This window comes from Enterobacter sp. CP102 (genome assembly GCF_025152625.1).
In the GTDB taxonomy this organism is placed as follows: Bacteria; Pseudomonadota; Gammaproteobacteria; order Enterobacterales; family Enterobacteriaceae; genus Enterobacter; species Enterobacter soli.
Window position 1 is genome coordinate 4,465,164 of the sequence record NZ_CP104014.1, and the last position, 22,776, is coordinate 4,487,939.

Annotated in this window: 21 protein-coding genes; 9 read left to right on the top strand and 12 right to left on the bottom strand. The window is 54.0% G+C overall.

Features of this window, described 5'->3' with window-relative positions; translation table 11 throughout:
- Position 1: 1 nt before the first annotated feature.
- Entirely contained in the window at positions 2–1,141 is a 1,140-nt protein-coding gene (arnB, locus tag N1249_RS21155; RefSeq protein ID WP_259833144.1) for a UDP-4-amino-4-deoxy-L-arabinose aminotransferase, read from the bottom strand.
- Positions 1,142–1,578: 437 nt separating this feature from the next.
- Positions 1,579–2,085 (bottom strand): phenolic acid decarboxylase, encoded by a 507-nt coding sequence (locus tag N1249_RS21160; RefSeq protein ID WP_259833155.1) that lies wholly within the window; start codon positions 2,083–2,085, stop codon positions 1,579–1,581.
- 99 nt (positions 2,086–2,184) lie between these two features.
- Here N1249_RS21160 and N1249_RS21165 point away from each other — a divergent pair, with 99 nt between their 5' ends.
- Positions 2,185–3,045, top strand: a complete 861-nt coding sequence (locus tag N1249_RS21165; RefSeq protein WP_259833157.1) for a LysR family transcriptional regulator — start codon at positions 2,185–2,187, stop codon at positions 3,043–3,045.
- 54 nt (positions 3,046–3,099) lie between these two features.
- The gene (locus N1249_RS21170; RefSeq protein WP_259833159.1) at positions 3,100–3,894 is read left to right on the top strand and encodes an SDR family NAD(P)-dependent oxidoreductase; all 795 of its coding nucleotides are present in this window, start codon (positions 3,100–3,102) and stop codon (positions 3,892–3,894) included.
- Between the two features lie 5 nt (positions 3,895–3,899).
- On the opposite strand, the gene N1249_RS21175 is transcribed toward N1249_RS21170, so the two are convergent.
- A complete protein-coding gene (locus tag N1249_RS21175) occupies positions 3,900–4,427 on the bottom strand; it encodes an NlpC/P60 family protein (RefSeq protein ID WP_259833161.1) in 528 nt (175 codons plus the stop codon).
- A gap of 239 nt (positions 4,428–4,666) precedes the next feature.
- Here N1249_RS21175 and N1249_RS21180 point away from each other — a divergent pair, with 239 nt between their 5' ends.
- Entirely contained in the window at positions 4,667–5,329 is a 663-nt protein-coding gene (locus N1249_RS21180) for an HAD family hydrolase (protein ID WP_014072191.1), read from the top strand.
- A gap of 58 nt (positions 5,330–5,387) precedes the next feature.
- On the opposite strand, the gene N1249_RS21185 is transcribed toward N1249_RS21180, so the two are convergent.
- From N1249_RS21185 to N1249_RS21195, 3 genes are all read right to left on the bottom strand, one after another.
- Complete coding sequence (locus N1249_RS21185; protein WP_259833169.1) at positions 5,388–6,413, bottom strand: TerC/Alx family metal homeostasis membrane protein; 1,026 nt, start codon at positions 6,411–6,413, stop codon at positions 5,388–5,390.
- Positions 6,414–6,578: 165 nt separating this feature from the next.
- Positions 6,579–6,977 (bottom strand): potassium channel family protein, encoded by a 399-nt coding sequence (locus N1249_RS21190; protein WP_259833171.1) that lies wholly within the window; start codon positions 6,975–6,977, stop codon positions 6,579–6,581.
- Between the two features lie 128 nt (positions 6,978–7,105).
- Complete coding sequence (locus N1249_RS21195) at positions 7,106–8,299, bottom strand: NAD(P)/FAD-dependent oxidoreductase (protein ID WP_259833172.1); 1,194 nt, start codon at positions 8,297–8,299, stop codon at positions 7,106–7,108.
- 228 nt (positions 8,300–8,527) lie between these two features.
- Here N1249_RS21195 and pitA point away from each other — a divergent pair, with 228 nt between their 5' ends.
- Complete coding sequence (gene pitA / locus N1249_RS21200) at positions 8,528–10,027, top strand: inorganic phosphate transporter PitA (RefSeq protein WP_259833174.1); 1,500 nt, start codon at positions 8,528–8,530, stop codon at positions 10,025–10,027.
- Positions 10,028–10,081: 54 nt separating this feature from the next.
- Here pitA and uspB read toward each other — a convergent pair whose 3' ends face one another.
- Positions 10,082–10,417 (bottom strand): universal stress protein UspB, encoded by a 336-nt coding sequence (gene uspB, locus N1249_RS21205; RefSeq protein WP_003861224.1) that lies wholly within the window; start codon positions 10,415–10,417, stop codon positions 10,082–10,084.
- 284 nt (positions 10,418–10,701) lie between these two features.
- Between uspB and uspA the strand changes: the two genes are divergently transcribed.
- On the top strand, positions 10,702–11,139 hold the full coding sequence (gene uspA / locus N1249_RS21210) for a universal stress protein UspA (RefSeq protein WP_003861223.1): 438 nt from the start codon (positions 10,702–10,704) through the stop codon (positions 11,137–11,139).
- A gap of 92 nt (positions 11,140–11,231) precedes the next feature.
- On the opposite strand, the gene rsmJ is transcribed toward uspA, so the two are convergent.
- From rsmJ to N1249_RS21225, 3 genes are all read right to left on the bottom strand, one after another.
- Positions 11,232–11,984, bottom strand: a complete 753-nt coding sequence (gene rsmJ, locus N1249_RS21215) for a 16S rRNA (guanine(1516)-N(2))-methyltransferase RsmJ (protein ID WP_259833176.1) — start codon at positions 11,982–11,984, stop codon at positions 11,232–11,234.
- A gap of 7 nt (positions 11,985–11,991) precedes the next feature.
- Positions 11,992–14,034 carry an oligopeptidase A gene (gene prlC, locus N1249_RS21220; protein WP_259833179.1) on the bottom strand — a complete coding sequence of 681 codons (2,043 nt, stop codon included), beginning with the start codon at positions 14,032–14,034 and terminating at the stop codon, positions 11,992–11,994.
- A 144-nt stretch (positions 14,035–14,178) separates the two neighbouring features.
- Positions 14,179–15,450 (bottom strand): phosphatase PAP2 family protein, encoded by a 1,272-nt coding sequence (locus N1249_RS21225; protein ID WP_259833182.1) that lies wholly within the window; start codon positions 15,448–15,450, stop codon positions 14,179–14,181.
- A gap of 193 nt (positions 15,451–15,643) precedes the next feature.
- On the opposite strand from N1249_RS21225, the gene N1249_RS21230 reads away from it, so the two are divergent.
- Both N1249_RS21230 and gorA read left to right on the top strand, forming a co-directional pair.
- Positions 15,644–16,486 (top strand): 23S rRNA (adenine(2030)-N(6))-methyltransferase RlmJ, encoded by an 843-nt coding sequence (locus tag N1249_RS21230; RefSeq protein WP_014072201.1) that lies wholly within the window; start codon positions 15,644–15,646, stop codon positions 16,484–16,486.
- A gap of 71 nt (positions 16,487–16,557) precedes the next feature.
- Positions 16,558–17,910: a glutathione-disulfide reductase gene (gene gorA, locus N1249_RS21235; protein WP_259833184.1), complete on the top strand. Its 1,353-nt coding sequence runs from the start codon at positions 16,558–16,560 to the stop codon at positions 17,908–17,910.
- Between the two features lie 19 nt (positions 17,911–17,929).
- Here the strand turns inward: gorA and N1249_RS21240 are convergent, their stop codons facing one another.
- A complete protein-coding gene (locus tag N1249_RS21240; RefSeq protein WP_259833186.1) occupies positions 17,930–18,328 on the bottom strand; it encodes a pentapeptide repeat-containing protein in 399 nt (132 codons plus the stop codon).
- A gap of 191 nt (positions 18,329–18,519) precedes the next feature.
- Between N1249_RS21240 and N1249_RS21245 the strand changes: the two genes are divergently transcribed.
- Together N1249_RS21245 and N1249_RS21250 are read left to right on the top strand one after the other, a co-directional pair.
- Complete coding sequence (locus tag N1249_RS21245; protein ID WP_259833188.1) at positions 18,520–19,242, top strand: hypothetical protein; 723 nt, start codon at positions 18,520–18,522, stop codon at positions 19,240–19,242.
- Between the two features lie 243 nt (positions 19,243–19,485).
- Positions 19,486–21,135 (top strand): alpha,alpha-trehalase, encoded by a 1,650-nt coding sequence (locus N1249_RS21250; RefSeq protein ID WP_259833190.1) that lies wholly within the window; start codon positions 19,486–19,488, stop codon positions 21,133–21,135.
- Positions 21,136–21,176: 41 nt separating this feature from the next.
- Here the strand turns inward: N1249_RS21250 and N1249_RS21255 are convergent, their stop codons facing one another.
- Positions 21,177–22,766: an STY4199 family HEPN domain-containing protein gene (locus tag N1249_RS21255; RefSeq protein WP_259833193.1), complete on the bottom strand. Its 1,590-nt coding sequence runs from the start codon at positions 22,764–22,766 to the stop codon at positions 21,177–21,179.
- Positions 22,767–22,776 lie beyond the last annotated feature (10 nt).

A 22,776-nucleotide genomic window follows, 5' to 3' on the forward strand; every position in this document is an offset into this window, starting at 1 on the left:
ATCAATTTCCTGCTAGCTGATGGAGCGCGGTAATGACGCGGGTTGCGTCGTCATGCGTCATGTCCGGGAAAAGAGGGAGTGAACAAATACGCGCGCTGTTCCATTCGGAGTTCGGGAGCGATACCTCAGAGAAGCGCTCGCGATAGTATTTTTGCGTATGGGCAGCACGGAAATGCAGGCCAGTACCAATGCCTTTTGCTTTCAGCGCGTCCATTAACGCGTCACGTGAAATCCCACAGCGGGCTTCATCAACGCGAATGATAAACAGATGCCATGCATGGACATGCGGCCAGGCCGGAATACGCAGCGGCTCGAAAGGCGTATCCGCCAGCTCGGTCAGATAACGTTCAGCGATTTCGCGACGACGCGCGTTGGCTTCGCTCAATTTACCCAGCTGGACCAGCGCCAGCGCGGCGTTGATATCCGCGAGGTTGTATTTATAACCCGGGGAGATAACTTCTGCCTGTGGCGCACGGCCGTGAGTCTGGCGGTCATAGGCATCAACTCCAAGCCCGTGGAACTTGAGGCTGCGAATGCGTTGCGCCAGCTGTTCGTCGTCCGTCACCACTAATCCGCCTTCCGCGCAGGTCATGTTCTTGATCGCGTGGAAAGAGAAGATAGCGGTACCTTGCCAGCCAACATGGCGATTTTTGTAGTAAGTGCCTGCTGCGTGGGCAGCATCTTCAATAACAGGGATACCGTGACGCTCGCTGATCGCGCGAACCGCATCGATATCAAAAGGCGCGCCGGCGTAATGCACGGGGATGATGGCTTTGGTACGTGGGGTAATCGCAGCTTCGATGGCTTCAGGCGTTACCATCAGCGTGTCTTTGTCGACATCGATCATCACGGGTGTTGCGCCCAGCAGCACAATCATATTGAGGGTCGACACCCAGGTTAAAGAAGGGGTAATGACTTCATCACCGGGGCCAATGCCCATCGCCATCAGCGTGACGTGCATCCCGGCGGTTGCAGAGCAGACAGCAATCGCATGGCGATTCCGCGTCAGCTTACAAAATGCCTCTTCAAGCTCCTGATTTTTCGGCCCTGTGGTGATCCAGCCCGACATCAAAACGTCCTGAAGCGCCGCAATTTCCTCAGCGCCCATCGACGGTCGCGAAAAAGGCAGAAAATCACTCATTATTAATTTCCTTGCTGTATTAAAGGCGTCATCTTTTACTGCGCTGTCGTAATGGGCAGCTCAATGGGATCATGCAAGATGGATTTTAAATAAAGACCAAATAAAATTTAGTCGTTACGTCACTTATGTCAACAAACCATCAACTAAGGCAAAGTAGTCTTCTTTTCTTAGGAAAAAATTAAGACACAGCGAAATTACAATGAGAAGAGCAAGAAGAGGAAGTGAAAAAACCGTTTATCAACAGCAAGATAGATAGATTCTCTGCTTTTTTGATTTTTTTGTGATTATGCTCACGACAAATTACGGTTTTATTTCACTTGATTGCAGTAAAAATAATAAGAAAAGTAAATGAAATCTCAACCAAAATAAAAATCCCGGATATTTCGCCTGAAAGACGTAATCACCCGGGAACTTTTTAAATAAGTGAATTGTCGCGCTTAGTTAAGATTAGCAGGAAAATCATCCGGCAATTCACTGGCAGCACAGGCAATCACGGAATCATTGTTCGCACCACAGTCCCGTACAAAGGTTATGGTCGCAAACTCATCAATCACTTCAGTAGGATACGCCGGACCCTGGTCACGGTACGCATTCATCAGGGGGATATGATCATTCTGGAAACAGACCGTTTTTTCCGGGTTATTCATCACCCAGCGCGGGAAGAAAATTGTCCCATGGAAGAGTTTGTCGCCCAGATTCACAATCAGGCTAACATCCGTGCCGGTAGGTTCAGTCCAGGAGATTTTATAAATACTCTCACCCACCCTTACGATATACGCCTGCTGGTCTTTGACCCAACGGTTTGCCACGATGCCGCTGTGAATGCGGTAATCAAGCGTGGTGTCATTTTTCACGTAGATCTCATAGTTCCAGCCATTGTCGTAGGTGTAGACCAGGTGTTTACCCACAAAGCCGCTCAAATCATGTTTGTCGAAGGTGCTCATAATGTGTCTCCTCTGTTTTGATGAGACGATCGTACCCCTTCAAAAAATGAATGAATAACGCTATGTTTGAATCAAATTCATTCAAATTTTAGATACGTTATGCACAAGACAACGCTGGAACAGTGGTCGCTACTGGAGAAGGTGGTGGAGCTTGGCAGCTTTGCCAGGGCGGCAGAAGAGACAGCCCGTAGCCAGTCCTCCGTGAGTTATAACCTCTCTTTATTGCAGGAGCGGCTGGGCGTAGCGCTGCTGGCACCGGAAGGCCGACGCGCGGTATTAACTCCTGCCGGAGAATTGCTTCTCAACCAGGTAAAACCCCTGCTCAAGGCCTTTTCGTATGTCGAAACGCGGGCGGCAACGCTGCGCAACGGGGTGCGCACGCGGCTGGACCTGGTCGTGGACAACATCTTTCCGCGTCGCCGCCTGTTCGCTATTTTGCGCCAGTTCCAGCAAATGTACCCGCAGACGCAGGTACGGCTGACGGAAGTGCTGGAAAATACCAGCTCAGATATCGTCAATAATGAAGCCGATGTCATGGTGTTAACCCGCCGTCAGGACATCACCGGGCTTGGCGAATGGTTGATGAACATTGATTTTGTTGCCGTTGCCCATCGGGATCATCCCTTATTTGCGCTCAATACGCCGCTAAATGACGAGATGCTGCGCCCGTGGCCATTAATTCATATTGCCGATAACCAGCCTGCCGCCAGCGCTGCCGGAGAGTCGTGGACATTTTCAACTATCGATGCCGCGATTGAGGCCGTGATGTATCAGGTGGGCTATGGCTGGCTGCCGGAAGAACGCATTCAGACCCAGCTTGAACAGGGCGTGCTTAAAATGCTGCCTCTGAGCCACGGCACACGCCGTGCCACACCTCTGCACCTGATCGTGAAGCGCGCCCTGACGCCGCTGGACGAACAGGTTGAAACGCTACTGCGCCTTTTTCGCCAAACCCGGTAACCCCCAACTGCTACGCTTTAAGGTCTGAACTTTGAAAACCACAAGGAGCAGACAATGAAAATTGATTTTACGGGGAAAGTTGCGCTGGTCACGGCCTCCACGGGCGGCATTGGTTTTGCCATTGCCAAAGGGCTGGCCGAAGGTGGCGCAGAAGTGATCGTCAACGGGCGTAGCACCGAATCGGTTAATAACGGCATTCAGCAATTACAGCAGGCAGTGCCGGGTGTCCAGATACGGGCTGCCATTGCCGACCTCAGCGCCCCTGAAGGGGTTGAATCGCTACTGAAAGTCGCATCCAGTGTCGATATTCTGGTTAACAACGCCGGGATTTACGGCCCGCTGGATTTTTACGACACCGACGATGCCACCTGGGAGCGCTACTGGCAAACCAACGTGATGTCGGGTGTACGCCTCTCCCGCGCCCTGCTGCCGGGAATGGTGCAAAAAGGCTGGGGTCGCGTGGTCTTCATTTCATCGGAATCGGCCTGCAATATTCCGGCCGATATGATCCACTACGGCGTGACCAAAACCGCGCAACTCTCGCTGGCGCGTGGCCTGGCGAAATTCGTGGCGGGAAGTGGCGTGACGGTAAACAGCGTGCTGCCGGGGCCAACGATCTCCGATGGTTTCGCCGAAATGATGAAAGACGAAATAGAAAGAACCGGCAAATCGCTGGAACAGCTGGCGAAAGAATTTGTGATGGCCAACCGCCCCAGCTCGGTTATCCAGCGCGCCGCATCGGTTGAAGAGGTGGCCAATATGGTGGTGTATGTCTGTTCAACTCAGGCTTCCGCCACCTCCGGCGCGGCATTACGCGTGGATGGCGGCGTGGTGGACGATATTATCTGACCTGCTCAGACCGAACTGCCTGCTACCCGGCGGGCAGTAATAAAGTGCTCTTGCCAGTAGTTGTCGGTCAAGGTTGAAACCGTGACGCCCTGGCTGCTCGATGCATGAATGAACTGGCTATCGCCAATGTACACCCCCACGTGGCGACGGTTTGGCCCGGTCTGGAAGAACACCAAATCCCCGGCTTTTAAGCGATATTGCGCCACCTGCACGCCGCGATGGATCTGCTCGCCCGTCGTGCGCGGCAGGTTGAGGTGCGCCGCATCGCTGAACAGATGCTGCATCAGCGCCGAGCAATCCACCCCGTGATGCGTGGTGCCGCCCCACTGATAGTGAGTCCCTTTCCACTTCTGGTATTGATCAAGAATACGTGAGCGCAGCGGACCCGTTTCCTGATGTACCAGCGCAGCTTTCGCCGGAGAGGCCGCCAGCTCGCTGTTCATGGATAACATCGACGCGGGCAGTTGAAAACTAAAGGCAGAAAATGAAGCAAAACTTAACGAGAGTATTGAAATAAGCGATCTAAGAGTCATATCAAGAAAGAAACAGTGAGTGAATTTTTCCTTACGCGTGGGGGCCAATGTTCCCCCGAAATATCTTTCGATGTGGCGATAATATCGACAGCTCACTTTTCACCCAATCTTTATCGGGGCCAAAATTGGACTCACTTTCAGGTCGCAAGATTGATAAAAAAATGCACGTTACAGAAGGACTGACGGGGTAAAGCAGGTAAACTAATGAACAGAATGTGTATTTCAGCTAAGACGTATTTATGACCAATATGATTGCCGACGAGGCAGTGGCCAAGTCCAACGTGCTCTCTGTCTTTGATTTCGATGGAACATTGACGCACCACGACAGCTTTATCCCTTTCCTGCGTTTTGCCTTTGGTAAACGTTACTTTGCGGGACGCCTGGTGCGTATGGCGCTACCGACGCTCCACTGCGTGCGCCGCAAGCTGACGCGCGATGAGCTGAAAGAAGTGCTGATCAAAACCTTCCTGACCGGCGTAGATGAACACTGGCTGCGCCAGCAGGCTGAAGCGTTTTGCGAGAAATACTGGACGAAGCTGATGCGCCCGGCGGGTGTGCTGGCAGTTGCCGCAGAGGTCAATTCCGGTGCAGAGGTGACTATCTGTTCAGCTTCTCCGGCGCTGGTATTGCAGCCGTGGGCCGATAAGCTCGGCATTAAGCTTATCGGGACACAGCTTGAAGTGAAAAACGGCAAGCTGACCGGACGGATCACCGGTAACAACTGCCGCTGTGCGCAGAAGGTCGCCAGACTGGAAAAAGTGTATGGCAATCTGAACGATTACCATCTGCGCGCCTGGGGTGACACGCGTGGTGACCACGAACTGCTGGCGGCGGCGCAGGATCCGCACTGGCGGCACTTCCACCATCCGCGTAAGCGCCGGAATTCACCGATTAAGGGTTAGTGCGCTCTGGTGCCCTCACCCCGGCCCTCTCCCACAGGGAGAGGGAGAAAACAGGACATCAGGCCGCACGTTTCCCGGGGAACATCACGCTCGCAATAATCCCCAACGCTAATACCCCTAACACCACAAACAGGCTGGCGGTTGCGCCAATGCTGTAACCGTGGTGCCAGAAGTGATCGGTGGCATTAAGACCCAGCTTAAACGCGACAAAGAACAGCAGCAGGACCACCGCCTTTTCCAGATGCACCAGGTACTGTTTCAGCGCTTCCAGCACAAAATAGAGCGTACGCAGGCCGAGGATAGCGAACATCATCGCGCTGTAGATGATGAGTGGTTCACGGCTAACGGCGATAATCGCCGGGACCGAGTCAAACGCGAACATCACATCAGACAGCTCCACAACCGCCACGCACAGCAGCAGCGGTGTTGCGTAACGCTTCGCCTTCTTCACGCGCCCGACCATGACATCCTGGTTTTCCGGCTTTTCCAGCTCGGCATCCACCTCTTTCTGGGTCAGGATAAACGCATTGCTGCTGATTTTCGGCCAGACCGGATAAAAGCGTTTCACCAGACGGTAGGCCAGATGGCCGGAGTAATCTTCAACCTCGTCACTCTCTTCATTACGTCTGAGCATCATCAGTGCCGTCCAGCCAACGACCAGCGCGAAAATGACCTCAACGTAGGGCCCCAGACTCAGCAGGCTGGTCCCAATGGCGACGAAAATACCGCGGAAGACAATCGCCCCCAGCACACCCCAGTAAAGCACGCGGTGGCGGTACTTATCCGGCACGCCGAACCAGGCAAAAATCGCCATCATGACAAACAAGTTATCGACCGACAGCACCTCTTCCAGCGCATAACCGGTCAGGAACAGGCTCGCCATCTCCGCGCCATGATGCACATAGAGGAACCCGGCGAACGCCATCGCCATCAGGACCCAGAAAATAGACCACATGGCGGCGCTTTTCAGCGAGACAGGTTTATCGTGACGGTGCATGAAGAGGTCGATAAACATCGCCCCTACAGCCATCACCACAAAGACAACAACGGTTTCAGTCGGGAAACCGAGATGAGCAGAAGACATACACAACCCTTTTTGAAGACAAAACACTAACCATGCAGACTGGTTAAAACCAGAAGTAGAAAAGGATGGGCTGTTTATCAGCCTTTCACCCTCAAAGCCGCAGCCTTATCGGCCGCGCAAGGAAACGTACTTTACCTTACTACAAGGGGTAGGCGCATCTTTCGATTAGGCGCTCATGCCACGGAGCCGCTGGAGCACGGCCACCAGTACCGCCACTGACCAGCCCACCATCAGGGCCCCCACCAGCCCTTCCAGCCCACCAATCAGCCGCCAGTGTTGCGGCAGCGTCACATCGCCATATCCCACCGTGGCGTAGCTCACCAAAGAAAAATAGAAGCTGGTGTTCCAGTCGTTAAAGGCCTCTATCACAAAGTAGAACGCAGCAAATAACCCGGCTTCGAGAAGATGGGCGAAGATCATAGAAATCACAATGCCGACATTGCGCAGCACAACACGTACCGCGGAATCGACCTCCAGATTTATGAATTTTAAAACGCAAAACATCCACAGCGAATGGATAACCACGGTAAGCGTGAGCAAAATAATGATGCTGAGTAGCTGCATGAAAGGGGCTCTGACTGAGAAAGAGAAGATTGCCCCGCTGAACGCAGCGGGGCACCTGAAATTGCTTTTCTGAGTCGAAGCTTAGTGGAAAGCCGGGGAAATGTTGGTGCAATAATTGCGTAGGGTGATTATTTCTCTGCCAGAGCCTGTGCGCACGCCCATGCGCTCGCCCACGCCCACTGGAAGTTATACCCGCCAAGCCAGCCGGTGACGTCCATCACTTCACCAATAAAATAGAGACCCGGTACGTTACGCGCTTCCATGGTACGCGAGGAGAGCCCATCGGTATCGACGCCGCCAAGCGTCACCTCTGCGGTACGGTAGCCTTCGGTACCATTGGGTTGCACACGCCAGTTTGTCAGAGTATCGACCAGCGCCTGCTGATCGCGGCTGTTAAGCTGCTTAAGGGACACATCCGGCACCTGCCCTAACACCTGCAAACACTCAACCAGACGTTTCGGCAACTGCATCGCCAGCGTATTTTTCAGGCTTTGATTTGGATGCGCATTGCGCTGCTCGTTCAGGAAGCTTTCCAGATCGCAATCAGGCACCAGATTGACCGTCACAAACTCGCCCGGCTGCCAGTAGCTGGAGATCTGCAACACCGCCGGACCGGAAAGCCCGCGATGGGTGAAGAGCAGGTTTTCACGAAATACCGTGCCATCTTCGGCAGTAATAACGGAGGGAACAGAGACGCCAGAGAGCGTCTGAAGTTGTTCAAGTAACGGCTTATGCAGCGTAAACGGCACCAGCCCGGCACGTGTAGGCAGCACCTTCAGGCCAAACTGTTCTGCAATCTTGTAGCCAAACGGTGATGCCCCCAGCCCCGGCATCGACAGCCCACCGCTGGCAATCACCAGGTTATCCGCGCTGACGGTTTCACCGTTCAGTTGCAGCGTATAGCCTTGCTCATCGCGCGATACTTCCAGCACTTCCGTGCGCAGGCGCGTCACCACACCGCCTTTTTCACACTCGGCCACCAGCATATCGACAATCTGCTGGGCGGAGTCATCGCAAAACAGCTGACCCAGCGTTTTTTCGTGCCAGGCGATGCCGTGTTTACCCACCAGATCGATAAAATCCCACTGGGTATAGCGCGCCAGCGCAGATTTGCAAAAATGACGGTTTTGACTCAAATACGCCGCGGGTTCGACATACAAATTGGTAAAGTTGCAGCGGCCCCCGCCAGACATCAGGATCTTGCGTCCAGGTTTTTTACCATTATCCAGCAGCAGTACCCGACGGCCCGCTTGCCCGGCCATTGCCGCACAAAACATACCCGCCGCACCGGCCCCAATCACAACGGCATCAAACCTTTCCACGTCAAAACCCTCTTCGTTAACTGCGCGGATTGTAAAGTTTCCGCTGTGGTCGCACCAGCGCAAATAAGCCAGATATCAGTCATATATTTGAAATATAAAATATATTTCTTTACCTAAGCCCAACAAAGCCGAAGGAATATCAAAAAAAAGCTATATTTCACTTTGCCCGTTGCGCATTTGTCCTGGATAATGCGCCGCGTTCATGTCCTCAAAATGGCGTAACGTCCTATGCTACATTTGTTTGCTGGCCTGGATTTACATACCGGGCTTTTATTATTGCTTGCACTGGTTTTTGTTCTGTTTTACGAAGCAATCAACGGCTTCCACGACACTGCAAACGCAGTAGCAACGGTTATCTACACTCGCGCAATGCAATCGCAACTTGCGGTTGTTATGGCGGCGGTATTTAACTTTTTTGGTGTCCTCCTGGGCGGACTGAGCGTTGCGTATGCCATCGTGCATATGTTGCCAACGGATCTGCTGCTTAACGTTAGTTCTGGCCATGGCCTTGCTATGGTGTTCTCAATGCTGCTTGCTGCAATTATCTGGAACCTCGGTACCTGGTATTTCGGCCTGCCTGCATCCAGTTCTCACACCCTCATCGGCGCGATTATCGGTATTGGGTTAACGAACGCCCTGATGACCGGTACATCGGTTGTTGATGCGCTGAACATCCCGAAAGTGATTGGGATTTTTGCCTCACTTATCGTCTCACCTATCGTGGGTCTGGTGGTAGCAGGTGGATTGATTTTCATCCTGCGTCGTTACTGGAGCAATACTAAAAAACGCTCCCGTATTCACCTGACACCGGCAGAGCGTGAGAAGAAAGACGGCAAGAAAAAACCACCATTCTGGACGCGTATTGCCCTGATCCTTTCCGCTATCGGCGTGGCCTTCTCACACGGCGCGAACGATGGTCAGAAAGGTATTGGTCTGGTGATGCTGGTACTGATTGGTGTTGCTCCGGCAGGCTTTGTGGTCAACATGAATGCTTCCGGTTACGAAATCACGCGTACTCGTGATGCCGTGAACAACGTCGAAATTTACTTCCAGCAGCACCCTGAGCTGCTGAAGCAAGCGACCGGTGTTGACCAGCTGATCCCTTCACCTGAGGCGGGCGCAACCACCGCACCTGGCGAATTCCATTGCCATCCGGCGAATGCGATTAACGCGCTGGAACGTGCGAAAGGTATGCTGGGCGATATCGAAAGCTACGACAAACTCACCGTTGAGCAGCGCGGTCAGCTGCGTCGCATTATGCTTTGCATCTCTGATGTGACGGATAAAGTGGCGAAACAGCCAGGCGCAAGCGCTGACGACCAGCGACTGCTGAAGAAACTGAAAGGCGATATGCTCAATACCATTGAGTACGCGCCAATCTGGATCATCATGGCGGTAGCGCTGGCACTGGGTATCGGTACGATGATTGGCTGGCGCCGTGTGGCAACCACCATCGGCGAGAAGATTGGTAAGAAAGGCATGACGTATGCGCAGGGTATGTCCGCGCAGATGACGGCGGCAGTTTCTATCGGTCTGGCGAGCTACACCGGGATGCCAGTGTCCACGACACACGTACTCTCTTCCTCCGTGGCGGGTACCATGATTGTTGACGGTGGCGGTCTGCAACGCAAAACCGTGACCAACATTCTGATGGCCTGGGTGTTCACACTCCCGGCATCCATCCTGCTGTCTGGTGGTTTGTACTGGATTGCGCTGAAGCTGATTTAATTCGTTAAGCGCAACAAAAAAGCGGGCCAGGAAACTGGCCCGCTTTTTTTATGCTCAGTGCCAAATCATCAACGCAATCATACTGACCACGACCAGGCCGCACAGGGCGCTGGTTAAAATGAACTGACGACGCAGGCGCTCACAGCGACGGATAAACTCTTCATCGTGATGATCGCGGTAGCGCTGGTAATAGATATACCCCACCAGACGCATCTGCTTGCTGGGCTGTCCATGCGAGGTGAAGAACCCTCCACCGTCCACATACTGATAAAGCAACGGATCGCAACCACGAAGTACCACTAACAGCGCACGTAACGATGAGAAATAGCGCGCCATATTCACTATGCAAACTACGCATAACGCCCAAAACAATGCGACGGTGCTAATCATACATCCTCCCCGGCGTCCGCCCACGAAGCAAGGCTCCTGAGCTACCGCACCCCAATGCCCTGACAGACAGTTCAGTGAAAGAATGACTCAAAAGTCGATCCGGTTCGCGTTTTAATATCCGAACGGCTCATTAAATAGTGTAGGAGATCCGTTAATTTTTTTGCCACAAGGTTAATCGTTATCAACGCGAAGGCTTGAAAAATTTGTTGAACTGGGCCGTAATGAAAGCATCAGACGACGGCTTTCTCTTTTAGTCATCGATAACTTAAGGAAGGAGTAACACTATGGCTTACAAACACATTCTCATCGCGGTAGACCTCTCCCCGGAGAGCAAAGTGCTGGTTGATAAAGCGGTATCCATGGCGCGTCCCTATAACGCGAAAGTTTCTTTGATTCACGTTGATGTGAACTACTCCGATCTCTATACCGGTCTGATCGATGTGAATCTGGGCGATATGCAAAAGCGTATCTCCGAAGAGACTCACCATGCGCTGAGCGAGCTGTCTACCAACGCGGGCTACCCTATCACCGAAACCTTAAGCGGTAGCGGCGATCTGGGTCAGGTACTGGTTGATGCAATCAAGAAATACGATATGGATCTGGTGGTTTGCGGCCATCACCAGGACTTCTGGAGCAAGCTGATGTCTTCGGCACGTCAGCTGATCAACACCGTTCACGTGGATATGCTGATTGTTCCACTGCGTGACGAAGAAGACGAGTAAATACAAAAAAGCCCGGTGGCGCTAACGCTTACCGGGCCTAAAAATGGCACTGAACGTAGGCCGGGTAAGGCGAAGCCGCCACCCGGCTTTTTTTATTCCGCTGTCCCCGAATAAATATCAAACCGGTGCCCTTTGGTGGTCACCGCATTGGTTGTAGCAACATCCGCCAGCGGTGGCGCATAGTCCGGGCGCTTCACCACCACACGCTTTGTCGCGAGCAGGCGGGCAGGCTCCAGCAGGCCATCGGCATCTAAATCCGGCCCCACCAGCGACTGAAACACACGCATCTCTTTTTTCACCAGCGCGCTTTTCTGCTTATGCGGGAACATCGGGTCAAGATAGACCACCTGCGGGCGCGGGGTGATGTCCGTCAGCGCCGTCAGGCTGGAGGCGTGAATAAGCTGCAAACGCGCCTGCAACCACGGGCCGATTTCCGGGTCCGCGTAGCCACGCGCAAGCCCGTCGTCCAGCAACGCCGCCACAACCGGATTGCGCTCCAGCATCCGCACGCGGCAGCCAACAGACGCCAGCACAAAGGCATCGCGCCCCAGCCCCGCCGTGGCATCCACCACATCCGGCAGATAACTGCCTTTGATCCCGACCGCTTTCGCTACCGCTTCACCGCGTCCACCGCCGAACTTACGCCGGTGCGCCATGGCACCGCCCACGAAGTCGACAAAGATGCCGCCAAGCTTCGGCTCGTCGCGTTTACGTAGTTCCAGATGTTCTGGCGTCATTACCAGCGCCATCAGATTTTCGTCATCGTGTTCCAGCCCCCAGCGGGCCGCCAGAACAGATAAGGCGCCGTCTCCGGCGCCTGATTCATCTACTAAGCAGATCTTCACGTAACAATCAGCCTTTGATCCCGTAATGCTCAAGCATCGCATCCAGCTGCGGCTCACGGCCACGGAAGCGTTTGAACAGCACCATTGGCTCTTCAGAGCCGCCACGCGTCAGGATGTTATCCAGGAACGACTGGCCGGTTTCACGGTTGAAGATCCCCTCTTCTTCGAAACGAGAGAAGGCATCTGCCGCCAGCACATCGGCCCACAGGTAGCTGTAGTAACCTGCCGCGTAACCGCCCGCGAAGATATGGCTGAACGCGTGCGGGAAACGACCCCAGGTTGGCCCAGGAATAACGGCGACCTGTTTTTTAATCTCGGCCAGAGTTTCGAGGATTTTCGCCCCTTGTTCCGGGCTGAACTCCGCGTGCAGACGGAAGTCGAACAGGCCGAACTCCAGCTGACGCAGGATAAACATCGCCGCCTGGTAGTTCTTCGCCGCCAGCATTTTATCCAGCAGCTCTTTCGGCAGCGGTTCGCCGGTTTCAAAGTGACCAGAGATGAACGCCAGCGCATCCGGCTCCCAGCACCAGTTTTCCATAAACTGGCTTGGCAGCTCGACCGCATCCCACGGCACACCGCTGATACCGGCAACGCCTGCGGTTTCAATGCGGGTCAGCATATGGTGCAGACCGTGACCAAACTCATGGAACAGGGTGATCACTTCGTCGTGGGTAAACAGCGCAGGTTTGCCATTCACCGGACGGTTAAAGTTACAGGTCAGGTAAGCGACCGGTTTTTGCAGCGAACCATCGGCTTTACGCATCTGGCCCACGCAGTCGTCCATCCATGCCCCGCCGCGTTTGTTTTCACGCGCATAGAGATCCAGATAGAAGCTGCCGCGCAGTTCGTTCTTCTCGTCGTACAGCTCGAAGAAACGCACGTCCGGGTGCCAGACGTCGATATCAGTACGCTCTTTGGCGGTAATACCGTAGATACGTTTCACCACTTCGAACAGGCCGTTAACTGCTTTGTTTTCCGGGAAGTACGGGCGCAGTTGCTCATCGCTGATGCTGTAGAGATGCTGTTTCTGTTTTTCGCTGTAGTAAGCGATATCCCACGGCTGTAGCTCATCCACGCCGAATTCCGCTTTCGCGAAGGCGCGCAGCTGGGCCAGCTCTTTCTCGCCCTGTGGACGAGCGCGTTTCGCCAGGTCGGTTAAGAAATCCAGCACCTGCTGTGGGTTTTCCGCCATTTTGGTGGCGAGGGATTTGAAGGCATAGCTTTCAAAGCCCAGCAGTTGCGCCAGCTCGTGACGCAGGGCGAGGATTTCAGCCATCACCGGGCTGTTGTCCCATTTGCCCGCATTCGGGCCCTGATCTGACGCGCGGGTGCTGTACGCACGGTACATCTCTTCACGCAGCGCCTGATTGTCGCAATAGGTCATTACCGGCAGGTAGCTTGGGATATCCAGCGTTAACAGGAAACCGTCCAGCGCTTTCGCTTCGGCCTGTGCTTTCGCTGCCGCCAGCGCGCTTTCCGGCATCCCGGTCAGCTCCGCTTCGTCGGTGACTTGTTTCGTCCAGCCCATCGTGGCATCCAGCACGTTGTTGCTGTACTGGTTGCCCAGCTCAGACAGGCGCGCGGCAATTTCGCCATAGCGAGTCTGTTTCTCTTTCGGCAGACCAATACCGGACAGCTCAAAATCACGCAGCGCGTTATCCACAGATTTCTTCTGCGCAGTATTCAGTGACGCATAGTGATCGCCATCGCGCAGGTCGCGGTAGGCTTTGTACAGCCCTTCATGTTGACCCACCCAGGTGCTGTACTCAGAGAGCAGCGGCAGGGTTTGCTCATAGGCTTCGCGCAGCTCCTGGCTGTTTTTCACCGAGTTCAGGTGACTCACTGGGGAGAAGATACGGCCCAGCACGTCATCCACTTCCGCCAGCGGCTGACACAGAGTTTCCCAGGTGTACGGCGCGCCCTGCGCCACCACGCTTTCTACCGCCGCACGGCAATTATCCAGCGACTGCGTAACGGCTGGAACCACATGCTCAGGGAGGATTTTAGAAAACGGTGGCAACGAAAAAGGCGTCAGTAATGGATTGGTCATAAGCGCTGTCCTGTTGAAGAAGATGAATGAAGCGCGCGTCCGGCGCTGTGCATATTGGTTCAGTAATGGGGTTAAGTGTAGAGGATTTCAATGGCGGAAGCGGGGAATTACGCCCGACAGCGTAACGCTATCGGGCGCGGGGGCTTAGTGTACGTTATGCCCAAGCGCATAGGCGGCAGGCAGGTTCAGACGCTGCCAGAACTGCTGATCCGGCGTTGTCCCGGAGAGCGGATACCCCGCAGGCAGCGCCGTTTTCACCATCAGCGCCTGGCGCTGGGCCGTGCTGAGGTTTGGCAGCGCCGCTTCCAGCAGCACGTCTGCCCCTTCAGGCACTTTCAGACTCTGCTGTTCGCCTTTTTGCTGCGGCAGATCGTAGGTCATGGTGAAACGATAGAACGTCTGCATGGCCGGGTCACGATACGGATCGTTCTTGCCGTCGGTCTTTGCGCACTCAGCCAGCGATGTCCCACACTCTTTTTCCAGCGCAGTGCGCAGCTGGTCGCGGGCCTCGTTAAACAGCGCGCGATATTTGGCGTCATTCAGATAATGGGCCACATTACGCTGCGCCACCATTCGCGAGCCCATCACATCCAGCGGATAGTGCACGCCGAGGACAATACGGGAATAACCATAGCGTGCCCCCCGCGTCACCAGCGCATCAAAACGCTCCGGGATCATCTCTGCCATCAGCAGCGCGTCGGTGTAACCGGTGTTGGTGTGCCCGCTCGGGAACGAACCGCCGTCAGCGGTATAGGGATGATTGTCTTTCACCACCACATCATCAGGCACCAGATGAATGGTATTGCCCTGAATCAGGAACGGGCGCGGGTTATTAAAGTGCTTTTTCGCCTCGCCCGTGCTGACTTCTGAAGCCTTAATCAGCGCGGCGGCTTTGCCGAGTTCCCCTTTGTCGTAGGCATCAAGAAATGCCTTGCCCAGACGCGGCCCCAGCGCGTCGCTCAGGAAATAGAGATAGCTAATCCCTTCGGCATCCGCCAGTGCCTGGTGGCGAGTGAGTTGCGAAGCATCGCGGTTAATGGCGGTCACGGTTTTGAGATTTTCGTTGATAATGGTCTCTGGCAGTTTGCTGAATGCCGACAGCAGCTCGATACCCGCCTGCTGGTTCTCTTTTACCCGGAAGTCATAGCCGCTGGCCTTGAGCCAGGCTTTATCGGCCTGGGTTTTATTCTGCTTCGCCTTTTCGAGCTGGTCACGCGTGAGCGTGGCGGCATCACCTTTCAGCGCGGCACGCAGTTGGGTCAGCGCCTGGGATTCAAGAGCATCAAACGACGGGCTGGCAGATGCTGGCGTAACGCTGCTGGCGATGTCGGCCGCCAGGCTGAGCGGAACCTCTTTTGCCAGTACCGGCAGCGCGAGGAGGAGTGCTGATGTGAGCAGTGTGAATTGCAGCTTCATTATTTTTCCTTTTATTCAAAGAATTACCTTGCCTGCCTGCGACGCTATCCCTGCTGGTTGACACTTTTATGACACCGATATGTTTTGCAACGCTTTTGCCGGAATTGAAACAGCACGGTGCTTTAGCGGTAATCCAGGCAGATCTACGGTAAACTAGCGCTTAACTTGTTTACTTCCCGGAATCTCTGCATCCATGCTCAGTTATCGCCACAGCTTTCACGCAGGCAACCACGCCGACGTCCTTAAACACACCGTTCAGAGCCTGATCATCGAATCGCTCAAAGAGAAAGATAAACCTTTTCTCTACCTGGACACGCACGCTGGCGCGGGCCGTTATCAGCTGAGCGGCGAGCACGCCGAGCGTACCGGTGAATACCTTGAAGGCATCGCCCGCATCTGGCAGCAGGATGACCTGCCGGCAGAGCTGGAGCCTTATATCGGTGTGGTTGAGCATTTCAACCGTAGCGGCCAGCTGCGTTACTACCCGGGCTCTCCGCTGATTGCTCGCCAGCTGCTGCGCGAGCAGGACAGCCTTCAGCTGACCGAACTGCACCCGAGCGATTTCCCGCTGCTGCGTTCCGAATTCCAGAAAGACAACCGCGCACGCGTGGAAAAAGCCGATGGCTACCAGCAGCTGAAAGCCAAACTGCCGCCGGTTTCCCGCCGTGGCCTGGTGTTGATTGACCCGCCATACGAAATCAAAACCGACTACCAGGCCGTGGTGACAGGCATCAACGAAGGCTACAAACGTTTTGCAACCGGCACCTATGCACTGTGGTATCCGGTGGTACTGCGTGCACAAATCAAGCGCATGATCAAAGACCTGGAAGCTACCGGCATCCGCAAAATCCTGCAAATTGAGCTGGCCGTGCGCCCGGACAGCGACCAGCGCGGCATGACCGCCTCCGGCATGATTGTGATCAACCCGCCGTGGAAGCTCGAAGCGCAAATGAACAACGTGCTGCCGTGGCTGCACAAAACGCTGGTGCCAGCCGGTACCGGCCATGCGACAGTGAGCTGGATCGTGCCTGAGTAATCGCAGTCATTGGTGGAACCTATTGATTTCAGGTATACAATCGCGGCAATTCACGATTAAGGACAAAAGCTATGACGAAGCATTATGACTACATCGCAATCGGCGGCGGCAGCGGCGGTATCGCCTCTATCAACCGTGCAGCCATGTACGGCCAGAAGTGTGCGCTGATTGAAGCCAAAGAGCTTGGCGGCACCTGCGTGAACGTGGGTTGTGTACCGAAAAAAGTGATGTGGCACGCGGCGCAAATCCGTGAAGCTATCCATATGTATGGCCCGGATTACGGCTTTGACACCACCATCAATAACTTTGACTGGGACAAGCTGATTGCCAGCCGTACGGCTTACATCGACCGTATCCATACCTCGTATGACAACGTACTGGGCAAAAACAACGTTGATGTGATCCGGGGTTTTGCACGCTTTGTTGATGCCAAAACGATCGAAGTCAACGGTGAGACGATCACCGCCGATCATATTCTGATCGCCACCGGTGGCCGCCCGAGCCACCCGGACATTCCTGGTGTGGAATACGGTATCGACTCCGACGGTTTCTTCGAACTGCCTGCCCTGCCAAAACGCGTTGCGGTTGTTGGCGCAGGTTACATCGCGGTTGAGCTGGCAGGTGTGATTAACGGCCTGGGTGCCGAAGCGCACCTGTTTGTACGTAAACACGCGCCACTGCGCAGCTTTGACCCGCTGATCGTCGACACCCTGGTCGAAGTGATGAACGCCGAAGGCCCGACCCTGCACACCCACGCTGTACCAAAAGCAGTCGTGAAAAATGCAGACGGCAGCCTGACCCTGGAGCTGGAAGATGGCCGCAGCCAGACCGTTGATTGCCTGATCTGGGCCATTGGCCGTGAACCGGCAAACGACAACTTCAACCTGGCCGTTACGGGCGTGAAAACCAACGATAAAGGCTATATCGTCGTCGATAAATTCCAGAACACCAGCGTGCCTGGCATTTATGCGGTGGGTGATAACACCGGTGCCGTTGAACTGACTCCGGTTGCGGTGGCCGCTGGCCGTCGTCTCTCTGAGCGTCTGTTCAACAACAAGCCGGACGAGCATCTGGACTACAGCAACATCCCGACCGTGGTGTTCAGCCACCCGCCAATCGGCACCGTGGGCTTAACTGAGCCCCAGGCGCGCGAGCAGTATGGCGATGACCAGGTGAAAGTGTACAAGTCGGCATTTACCGCGATGTATACCGCCGTCACCTCTCACCGTCAGCCATGCCGCATGAAGCTGGTATGCGTTGGCCCGGACGAGAAAATTGTCGGTATTCACGGTATTGGCTTTGGTATGGATGAGATCCTGCAAGGCTTTGCTGTGGCACTGAAAATGGGCGCAACCAAGAAAGACTTCGATAACACCGTGGCTATTCACCCAACTGCGGCGGAAGAGTTTGTGACCATGCGTTAATCTCGCATTGCCTCTGGCGTCAGGCGATTAATATTTGCCCGACGCCAGAACATTCTTCGAAAACAAACATCCTCCTGTGCATATGCATCAAACGCATTCCCGCCACCTGGCAACCTCGAAAGACAATAGGCTTTGTCACCATTGAATGTGAAAAACAGACATTGCGCATATCGCAGTTTTCAAAGGTAATATTTTCCAGACAACAACGATTGAGCGTTAAGTTAGAAAAACAAATATCGTAGAACGAAATTTCACTTAAATTACTGCGATAAATGATTGCGCTTATTTTCTCCCCCCGGATATTCCAACCTACCAATTGTCGGTTTTCTATTAAGCCATTTAAGTCTGATATAGTGTTTTGCTGCGTATTCTGTAAAGACAAAGGCATAGCGCCCTGACGCTTCGCGTTAAGGTTCATAGAGGTTCCATTTTGAGTGTTGTCATCTGAAAGGATGACGAGTGAGTGGATCCCTTTAATGCCTTACAGCGCTATGCCAAAACAACAGCGATTTTGTCCATTTATTTGCAGAGTTGGTCTGCAAAATAAAAGCGTTTAAATAAACAATTCCAAATCACATAACGTAATAATTTTATTTAAGTGAGTTTTTAATGCCAAAACACACAAGCAGTAATTGTATTCTGGTGATTGAGTCCCCGTGGGAGTTAGATGGGCAAGATTCTAACCGTTCTTCGGTTGTACCGTTTATCGAGGGCATCGCAAAGTTACACGGGGACACCGATGTCTATTTTCTGAATTTTTACGACAAAAGTAGTTTTAAGACCGCGCTTGATTGCCTGTGTAAGCAAACTTTTGCAAATACCATCGTCTATGTTGCCGCCCATGGCAGCTCAACACACATAGCAAAAGTGCCGTTGAAGGAAATCCTCAGCGCCGTTAGTGAGAAATCCGCAAAATTCAACATCAGAGGCCTGATGCTGGGGTCATGTTTCGCCGGCGGAAAAACACAGTTATTGCAGAATTTCACCCAGGGTAGTGGACTGCGCTGGTGTGCGGGATATGCCTCTTCCTGTTACTGGCTGACGGGCACGATGATTGATTGCGCCATTATCAGTAGTGCACTGGGGATGCATAAAGAGCATTACCAGGATCGTGATTCAATGAACCATGCATTTGCGAATGCCCTCGTCCCGTTTGCGCCAAATGCCATTATTGGCAACGGTAAAAAACACGATGACGTTCCTCTTTGTGAGTCTCTGCAATTTGTGATCCAGCCTGAAGGCAAAGGTCATCGCCCTCTTCTCGCGGCTGAAGAAATTTTCGCGCAGGCACATTCACTGCGTGTCGAAGTAGAAACAGAAGAAGCCTACTAGTTCCCTGGTTAATACATACTCTGTTGCAAAGTGAATGCTCTGAATTTTAAGGTGTTCAGGGATGGGGGTTAGCAGGTTTATGGTTTAAATATCATGAACCTGTGTAACCTTTTACCTTTTGCGCCCCCAGTAAAACGTGATCTACCGCACATTTAACTCCCCACGCATCGAAGCGAATGTCTACGCTTATGAGACACCCGGAAAAACCTGTCATTGTGAACACAACCGGAGGTCCCTATCACTATGTTCAGCCAGAAACTACACGCCGCCGATATCGTCGAGTTCAGGATTGAGGAAGAACTTCGCTACGAGGCCGATCCCTGCGAGTTGAAACTGGATGAAATGATTGAAGCGGAGCCGGAACCCGAAATGATCGAGGGGCTGCCCGCATCCGATGCCCTCACCCCTGCCGATCGTTACCTTGAACTGTTTGAGCACGTGCAGTCATCACGGCTGTTTGCAGACAGCAAAACCTTCCCCGATTGCGCGCCGAAAATGGATCCGCTGGATATTCTTATCCGCTACCGCAAGGTAAAACGTCACCGGGATTTCGATTTGCGCCAGTTCGTTGAGAACCACTTCTGGATGCCGGAAGTGCTCTCCAGCGAATATATTTCTGACCCGAATCATTCCCTGAAAGAACATATCGATAATCTGTGGCCGGTGCTAACGCGCGAACCGCAGGACCATATTCCCTGGTCGTCACTGCTGGCGCTGCCGCAGGCGTACATCGTGCCCGGCGGGCGTTTCAGCGAAACCTACTACTGGGATTCGTATTTCACTATGCTGGGGCTGGCGGAAAGCGGGCGTCACGACATGCTGAAGTGCATGGCGGACAACTTCGCGTGGATGATTGAGCGCTACGGCCATATTCCCAACGGCAACCGCACCTACTACCTGAGCCGCTCGCAACCGCCTGTATTTGCCCTGATGGTCGAACTGTTCGAGGAAGATGGCGTGCGCGGTGCCCGGCGCTATCTGGACCATCTGTTACTGGAATACGCCTTCTGGATGGACGGCGCGGAATCGCTGCTGCTGAACCAGGCCTACCGTCACGTGGTACGAATGCCGGACGGCTCCATGCTTAACCGCTACTGGGACGACCGTGACACGCCGCGCGATGAATCATGGATTGAGGATGTAGAAACCGCGAAACACTCCGGCCGCCCGCCGAACGAGGTCTATCGCGACCTGCGGGCGGGTGCGGCTTCGGGCTGGGATTACTCCTCCCGCTGGCTGCGTGATGCCGGACGGCTTGCCAGCATTCGCACCACGCAATTTATTCCCATCGATTTAAATGCCTTCCTGTACAAACTGGAAAGCACCATCGCCAATCTTTCCGGCCGGAAAGGCGACAAAGTGGCCGAAGCCCATTTCCGCCAGAAGGCCAGCGATCGCCGGGCTGCGGTAAACCGCTATCTGTGGGATGACGAGAACGGCTGTTACCGTGATTATGACTGGCGACGCGAAGAGATGGCGTTGTTCTCCGCCGCCAGCATTGTGCCGCTGTATGTCGACATGGCGACCCACGAGCAGGCCGACCGGCTGGCCGATGCCGTTAACGCCCGTCTGTTGACGCCGGGTGGTATTTTAGCAACCGAGCATGAAACCGGCGAACAGTGGGATAAACCTAACGGCTGGGCACCGTTGCAGTGGATGGCCATTCAGGGGTTTAAACGCTATGGCAACGACTCGCTGGGGGATGAGATTGCCCACAGCTGGCTGCAAACGGTGAATCATTTCTATAAGAAACACCACAAGCTGATTGAGAAATACCATATTGCCAGCAGTACACCGCGTGAAGGTGGCGGTGGTGAATATCCGTTGCAGGATGGGTTTGGCTGGACGAACGGTGTGGTGCGGCGTTTGATTGGTTTGTATGGGGAACCGTAAATTACCGGGGTGGTGAGTCACCCCGGCACTCTCCCGCAAGCTTACCGAATCACATCATAAATAGCGGTCTGAATAGACTGCCATTTTTTCGTGCTGTCGTCCGGCTGGGCTTTGGCACGACGCGTCGCCATATCTGCATCATGCTGCTGGCGTTTCACCACCGCGGGTACTGTGCAAAACGCCTTAAGATACTGCTTACGCAGCGAGGTTAAGGCTTCACCATTCGACATGGCGTGGCTCAGGGTGTTGATAAACCGGCGGCACGGTTTTTCTTCCACCATTTGCGACCGATAACGCAGCATCAACTCCAGCACGCCGTCGTGCTCCGCGGCCATCGCCTCTTCAGTCCAGGAAAGCTTCCAGTCCATCCCGCCCTGGAGGAACAGCTGCGCCACGCGGGTGTCGTTACGGTTGATGGCCGAACGGAAATTGTTTTCATCCCAGGTCACGCCCATGCGCGTTAATGTTTCACGGGAAGTGGGCGCTTCGCGCATCTCCTGAGCCGGTGAGGCTTCCTCTGCGTTTGCGGTTGCAGGTGGCGGCTTACCGCTGGTAACGAGCCAGAATCCCCCCATCACAATGGCAATCACCATCACCCCAACCGCAGCCCATAGCAGGCCAGAAATCAACTGGTCGCGCTGTTCCTGCGTGCGTGGCGCGCGCTGGGTCGGCTTTTCAATGGTGTCGCGCACCTCGAAGAGATCGCCCCCGGTGATGCGGTCCATTTTTTGCGCGTTTTCCCAGAAGCTATGCAGCTCGCTGGCATCCACCGACATCAATCCCGCCGGGTTGATGCGCGTGCGCCCTTCTTCAAACGCCCGCTGAACGGGGCGGGTAATTTGCGTGTAGTAGTTATCCAGCAGCAAAATTTGTGCGGAGCTTAAACGCTGGTTAACGGCAATGCTGTTGCGGATCTGGCGGATATCATCCAGAAAGGTTTGCAGGGTTTTTCGCGGCTCAACCATCAGCGTCAGCATCAGCGGGTCGCTAAACAACGGGGAGTAGTAACGGCTAAATTCCCGTTTATCCACCAGCATCTGCGCCAGCTCGCTAAACATCATACCGCTGAGGATATCGTTGATTTCACCCAGCTTCAGCCAGCGCCGGACGCGGTCGGCGTTAAATAACGTTTTGAGGTGATTATTGAGCCGTACCGGATCGGGCCACGCCTGCTGGATAAGCCCTTTAATCATCAGCTCAATTGCCCGAACCTGCTTTTGCGCCTGCTGTTGTTGGATCTCGTTGCCTGCCGCAAGCTCGGTACTGTAGGTTAAAAGCGTCTGTTGCAGACGCACGTGTTCCAGAGCAGTCACAAAACGCATGGCCGCAATCAGCTGGTTTTCACTGACATCCTGCCCGCTTTCGTACTGCGGGACTCGCTGCTGCAACAGGCGCAGTTGCAGCGTAAAGTCCGACATTTCAGCATCATTCAGGTTGAGTTTTTTTGCCACAGCGCCCCAGCCACCGAGTGCGAGGCGGGCGCTATCCAGTTGTTCAAGGAACCAGCGAGGATCTTTGCCTTCTGAAACATGGACATTCAGGAGAAGCAGCATTTCGACAGAGGCCTGACGAATGACCGCCAGGCAGTGCTCAAACTGCTCGCGGATATGGTGTGATGTGCTGAGAGTCATTGTTTTCCTT